The 5,481-nt window shown below is 41.1% G+C and carries 5 protein-coding genes and 1 pseudogene; 5 read left to right on the top strand and 1 reads right to left on the bottom strand.

Going from position 1 to position 5,481, the window contains the following annotated elements:
• Positions 1–100, bottom strand: a pseudogene (locus G4417_RS16270) (XRE family transcriptional regulator); the annotation flags it as partial.
• Between the two features lie 164 nt (positions 101–264).
• Between G4417_RS16270 and G4417_RS16265 the strand changes: the two are divergent.
• The 5 genes from G4417_RS16265 to G4417_RS16245 all read left to right on the top strand — a co-directional run bounded on the left by G4417_RS16265 (position 265) and on the right by G4417_RS16245 (position 5,304).
• Positions 265–453, top strand: a complete 189-nt coding sequence (locus G4417_RS16265) for a helix-turn-helix domain-containing protein (protein WP_008705968.1) — start codon at positions 265–267, stop codon at positions 451–453.
• Positions 446–1,132: a response regulator transcription factor gene (locus G4417_RS16260; protein ID WP_008705965.1), complete on the top strand. Its 687-nt coding sequence runs from the start codon at positions 446–448 to the stop codon at positions 1,130–1,132. Before G4417_RS16265 ends, G4417_RS16260 begins: the two co-directional genes overlap by 8 nt.
• 8 nt (positions 1,133–1,140) lie before the next feature.
• Positions 1,141–2,178, top strand: a complete 1,038-nt coding sequence (locus G4417_RS16255) for a sensor histidine kinase (RefSeq protein ID WP_008705964.1) — start codon at positions 1,141–1,143, stop codon at positions 2,176–2,178.
• Positions 2,179–2,290: 112 nt separating this feature from the next.
• A complete protein-coding gene (locus G4417_RS16250) occupies positions 2,291–2,974 on the top strand; it encodes an ABC transporter ATP-binding protein (RefSeq protein ID WP_008705963.1) in 684 nt (227 codons plus the stop codon).
• The gene (locus G4417_RS16245; protein ID WP_055153207.1) at positions 2,971–5,304 is read left to right on the top strand and encodes an ABC transporter permease; all 2,334 of its coding nucleotides are present in this window, start codon (positions 2,971–2,973) and stop codon (positions 5,302–5,304) included. Before G4417_RS16250 ends, G4417_RS16245 begins: the two co-directional genes overlap by 4 nt.
• Positions 5,305–5,481: the final 177 nt, after the last annotated feature.

Below are 5,481 nucleotides of genomic sequence, written 5' to 3'. Positions count from 1 at the left end.
GAAACATGGCTCAGATCAGAAAGTTCCTGTTGTGTCAGTTCTTTATTCTTTCGGGTTTCCCGCATTTTTGCCCTAAAGCAGTTAAATCATCAATCGGCATAATCGTTCACCTTAATAATATTGTATCGTTCCGGTTTATGTGATGGAATGACCTTATTATGTCTGACAAGCTGTACGATTATGCCGATTATATAAAGCTGCGATTGGTGATAAACTTGTATTGTTCGAGACAAAGAACTATAATGTACGCTGTGGAGGTGCAGAATGGATTATATGACACTAAAAGAGGCCGCCGAAAAATGGGGCGTGACACCTCGTAGAGTAAATTACTATTGTGCCGCCGGGCGCATATCTGGAGCTGTAAAGATGGCAACTATCTGGCTAATTCCAAAGGATGCGGAAAAGCCGATTGATGGTCGAACAAAACAAGGAAAGGTAAAAAAGTATGAGTAATATATTACTTCTTGAAGATGATCTAAGCCTGATTAACGGGCTTTCTTTTGCTTTCAAAAAGCAGGGATTTGAATTAAATATCGCCAGAACGCTCAAAGAAGCGGAGGAATTGTGGACAGACGGAAAATATGATTTGTTGGTGTTGGACGTATCTCTGCCAGATGGGTCTGGCTTTGAATTTTGCAAAAGAGTTCGACTTACATCAAAGGTGCCAATTATTTTTCTGACGGCTTCGGATGAGGAAACAAGTATTATTATGGGGCTGGATATTGGAGGTGATGACTATATCACAAAACCGTTCAAACTGGGGGTTCTCGTTTCAAGGATTAACGCCTTACTTCGACGTGCAAATTCTTTTCAAGCAGCAGACACAGAATTGCAGTCGAATGGCATCAAGGTTCTTTTGCTGCAAGGACAGGTTTTCAAAAATGGGGAGCTGTTGGATTTGACTGCCGCGGAATACAAGCTACTGTGCTTGTTTATGAGAAACCCAAGCATGGTGCTGACAAAGGGACAAATTTTAGATAAGCTATGGGATTGCGACGGGAATTATATCGACAGTAGTACCCTTACGGTCTATATGCGTCGGCTTCGTATGAAGATCGAGGATAATCCAAGCGAACCACAAATGCTCCTGACTGTTCGAGGTATGGGATATAAATGGAATATTATCGGGTGAGGTGCAGAATGAAGATACTGGCAAATAAAGAAATCAAAAATCTATTTCATTCGCTTTCACTGGTTTTTGGGGTTACATTTCTCTTAGCCGAGGTTTTTCTATGGCTATCATATCGCCGGCTTTCTCTGTTATTGCTAATCCTTTTTCTATTGGCTGGTGGTGCTGTATGGGCAGTCTGCTTTGTATATTTTAATCGGCAAAATCAGATCATGGAGCAGGCGATATTACAAATCAATGCGTATCTTGATGGTGATCGCAATGCCCGTATTGAATGTGACAATGAGGGCGAATTGTACCGACTGTTTCATTCCATCAATTCTTTAGCGGCAGTGTTAAATGCCCATGCAGATAACGAGTTACGAGAGAAAGAGTTTTTGAAAAATACAATCTCCGATATTTCACACCAACTGAAAACACCGCTGGCAGCACTCAATATTTATAACGGACTCCTTCAAGACGAGGATATAGAAGTGTCCTCCGTGAAAGAATTTGCGGGTTTGTCTGAGCAGGAACTTGACCGTATCGAAACACTGGTGCAAAGTCTGCTCAAGATTACAAGATTGGATGCCGGAGCCATTGTCTTGGAAAAGAACGCAGAAAATGTTGCAGATATGATGCGGGATATTGAACTGCATTTTGCATATAGAGCCAGACAGGAAAAGAAAGAAATCATTCTGTCTGGCTCGGATCATCTTTCTCTTTTTTGTGATCGTGATTGGTTGAATGAGGCAATCGACAATATTGTGAAAAATGCGTTTGACCATACAGAAAGTGGTGCAACAATTCATGTTGCGTGGAAGGAGTTGCCGTCTGGTGTCCAAATTGTGATAACGGATAATGGATGCGGCATCCACCCAGAAGATATACATCACATCTTCAAGCGGTTTTATCGCAGTCGTTTTTCTAAGGACAAGCAAGGGATTGGACTGGGATTACCTTTGGCAAAGGCAATCGTTGAAGCACATAATGGCACCATTGAGGTTGACAGCGAATTAGGTATCGGGACAACTTTCACAATGAATTTTCTGATTCCTACAAAATTGTAGGCTGGCTGTAGGCTTACAGTAAGATTCAGGTGCTATTCTCTCACACATAGGCAGGACAAACAAAGACAGCCTGCCTATATCGCAAAATCATTCAGAAAGAGGTGTTTACACTATGAACTTATTAGAAGTCAAAAATATCAGTAAGACCTATGGCAACGGAGAAACCGCTGTCAAGGCATTAAAGGATGTCAGCTTTTCTGTTCCAAAGGGCGAGTATGTGGCAATCGTCGGGGAATCCGGCTCTGGTAAAAGTACACTGCTGAATATGATCGGTGCTTTGGACACGCCAACATCTGGCAAGGTTCTGATTGACGGCAAGGACATTTTTGCCATGAACGATCGAAAGCTGACCGTTTTCCGCCGGAGGAATATCGGCTTTATCTTTCAGGCGTTTAACCTTATCCCGGAGTTGACGGTGGAACAAAATATTATTTTTCCGCTGTTGTTGGATTATCAAAAGCCGGATAAGAGATATTTGGAGGAACTGCTGACGGTTTTGAATTTGAAAGATCGTCGTAATCATTTACCCAGTCAGCTTTCCGGCGGTCAACAGCAGAGAGTGGCGATTGGCCGCGCATTGATTACCCGTCCTTCTCTGATTCTGGCAGACGAGCCAACAGGAAATTTGGACTCACAAAACAGTAGTGAGGTCATAGCATTGCTCAAAGAAACATCGAAAAAATACGAGCAGACCATCATTATGATTACCCACAACCGCAGTATTGCGCAAACGGCAGACCGGGTATTACAGGTATCGGATGGTACTTTGACTGATTTTGGGAGGTGCCGTGAATGAAAAGCTATCTTAGTCTCATTCCCATCTCCGCAAAGGTGCGCAAGCGGCAAAATCGTATGACTGTCTTGTGTATTATCATTTCGGTGTTTCTTGTCACAGCTATTTTCAGTGTTGCTGACATGATGATACGAACAGAAAGCGATTTTATGATAAGTAACCATGGAAACTGGCACATTGCAATAAAAAATATTTCACAGAACAATGCGGATGAAATCAGTAATCGTTCAGATGTTACAGCAGTTGGTGTAGCTTCTCAATTTAATTTTGAAGGAGAACAACCGTACCGAGTCAACGAAAAACGAACTGTTTTGTATGGCACCGATGAAGTCTATATTACTCAGATTTCAAATGGAATTGTAGAAGGAACATTTCCGGCAAATGATGAGGAAGTTATGCTTACACCTAATTCTGTAACTGCTTTAGGAGTACAGCTTGGGGATAGTGTAACCTTACATACCCCTGCTGGAGATCGGACATTTACAATCTCTGGCTTTGGCACAGATGATGAAAGCTATTATAACAATCAGACTTATTTGATAGGCTCTTATCTGACACAAAGTGCATTTACTTCTGTTATGGCACAAAACGGAGTAACAAACAATGAGTTGACTTATTATGTGCAGTTTGAAAGTGCAGCGAAAGCGGCAAATGCAATAACAGAACTACAGACACAGTACCAATTATCCGATGGGAGTATTTCTGAAAATACCGGCGTTATGGGCATGGCTGGGCAAAGCAACAATACAGCGATGCAGAGTATGTACGGATTGGCAGCAATTCTATTTGTTTTAGTGTTGTTGGCAGGAATATTGATGATTTCTGGCAGTATGAATAGCATCATTGCGCAACGAACTCAATTTTTTGGAATGTTGCGTTGCATTGGTGCAAGTCGTCAACAAATTATCCGCTTTGTCCGTTTGGAGGCATTGAACTGGTGTAAAACCGCGGTACCTATTGGAGTGGTTTTTGGAACAATAATTAGTTGGATTATTTGTGCCACACTTCATTATGGAATTGGTGGAGAATTTTCTACAACGCCAGTCTTTCAGATCAGCCCTGTTGGACTTATCAGTGGTGTAGTTGTTGGAGTGGTAACAGTATTTTTAGCAGCACAATCCCCAGCAAAGCGGGCTGCTAAAGTTTCACCCATATCTGCGGTTTCTGGCAATGTAGATAATAAATCTTCTGTTAAACACGCTATCAAGTTTAGCTTAGGAAAAATTGATAATTCACTTGGCATACATCATGCGGTTGAAAAAAAGAAAAACTGGTTTCTGATGACGGCTTCCTTTGCACTGACTATTATGCTGGTTTTTTCTTTTTCTGTAATTTTAGATTTTGCAAAGCAACTTGTTCCATCGTTGAGTGTCACATCAGCCGATATAGCATTATCCAGTTATGCAAATAAAATGGATATTGAGCGCAGCCTGGTCGATGAAATCAAAAAAATAGATGGGGTTGCAAATGCTTATGGAAGTAGCTATGTAGAAAACATTCCTGCAACATCTTCAAGAGCAGGAATAGACCATATCAATATTGTTTCTTATGATGATACACTTCTAGATTACTCAAAAGGTAGTATTGCTCAGGGATCATTAGATACAGTTTACGGGAACAGTAACAAAGTGGCAACCGTATTTAATAGAAACAATTCCTTGCACATCGGTGATACCATCCAGTTTGCAGGCGAAGAAGTTGAGATTACTTGCGCTCTATCACAAGGGTTATTCGGAGATGATTTGATTATTATTTGCTCACAGGAAACATTTGACCGTATCATGGGCGATACAAAGTATGGGCTTATTGGAATTCAGTTAGATTCAAACGCTACTGAAGAAACAATAGCAGAAATTAGAAGTCTTGAAAACGATGATATTATCATTACAGATCAGCGTGAAGGCAATAAACAAAATAATGCTACATATTGGGCTGCACGAATTGTTTGTTATGGCTTCTTAGCTATTATCGGAGTTATTTCGCTGTTTAATATCGTCAATAGTATCTCTATGAGTGTATCTGCACGAATTAAGCAGTATGGTGCAATGCGAGCTGTTGGTATGGATAATAGGCAGCTTAAACGAATGATTTCTGCGGAAGCGTACACCTATGCAATTTCTGGTTTGATAGTTGGATGTGGCATTGGACTCCCGCTTAGTCGATTTTTATATAATCGTCTAATTACACATTATTTTGGAATTGAGTGGAGATTTCCTATCCTGTGGTTTGGAATTGTCGTTGCCTTTATCTTCATATCTGCTATTGTGTCTGTTTATGCTCCTGCAAAGAGAATTCGCAATATGCCAATTACTGCAACCATCAATGAATTATAGTTTCATATGTTAATCTGCCGGACGACGGCAAAAGAAAAAAAGCCGTCGTACAGCAGACATATTTTCACGCGCCTTATGAAACGGCGGCTTTGATTTCAGAGCCGCCGTTTCTTTGCGTTTGTACAAACCTATGACGACTTGCAGGGACACGGTAGCCGATTGGAGGTTATTTTGCCG

This window comes from Blautia wexlerae (genome assembly GCF_013300825.1).
GTDB classification, from domain to species: Bacteria; Bacillota; Clostridia; order Lachnospirales; family Lachnospiraceae; genus Blautia_A; species Blautia_A wexlerae_B.
The sequence above is the reverse complement of the archived record's forward strand: the minus strand, read 5'-3'. Positions and strand labels throughout refer to the sequence as shown.

Bases quoted from the DNA above. Each gene is read 5' to 3' on its own strand.
- G4417_RS16265 (WP_008705968.1), top strand. From the start codon at position 265: ATGGATTATATGACACTAAAAGAGGCCGCCGAAAAATGGGGCGTGACA.
- G4417_RS16245 (WP_055153207.1), top strand. From the start codon at position 2,971: ATGAAAAGCTATCTTAGTCTCATTCCCATCTCCGCAAAGGTGCGCAAG.
- G4417_RS16255 (WP_008705964.1), top strand. From the start codon at position 1,141: ATGAAGATACTGGCAAATAAAGAAATCAAAAATCTATTTCATTCGCTT.
- G4417_RS16260 (WP_008705965.1), top strand. From the start codon at position 446: ATGAGTAATATATTACTTCTTGAAGATGATCTAAGCCTGATTAACGGG.
- G4417_RS16250 (WP_008705963.1), top strand. From the start codon at position 2,291: ATGAACTTATTAGAAGTCAAAAATATCAGTAAGACCTATGGCAACGGA.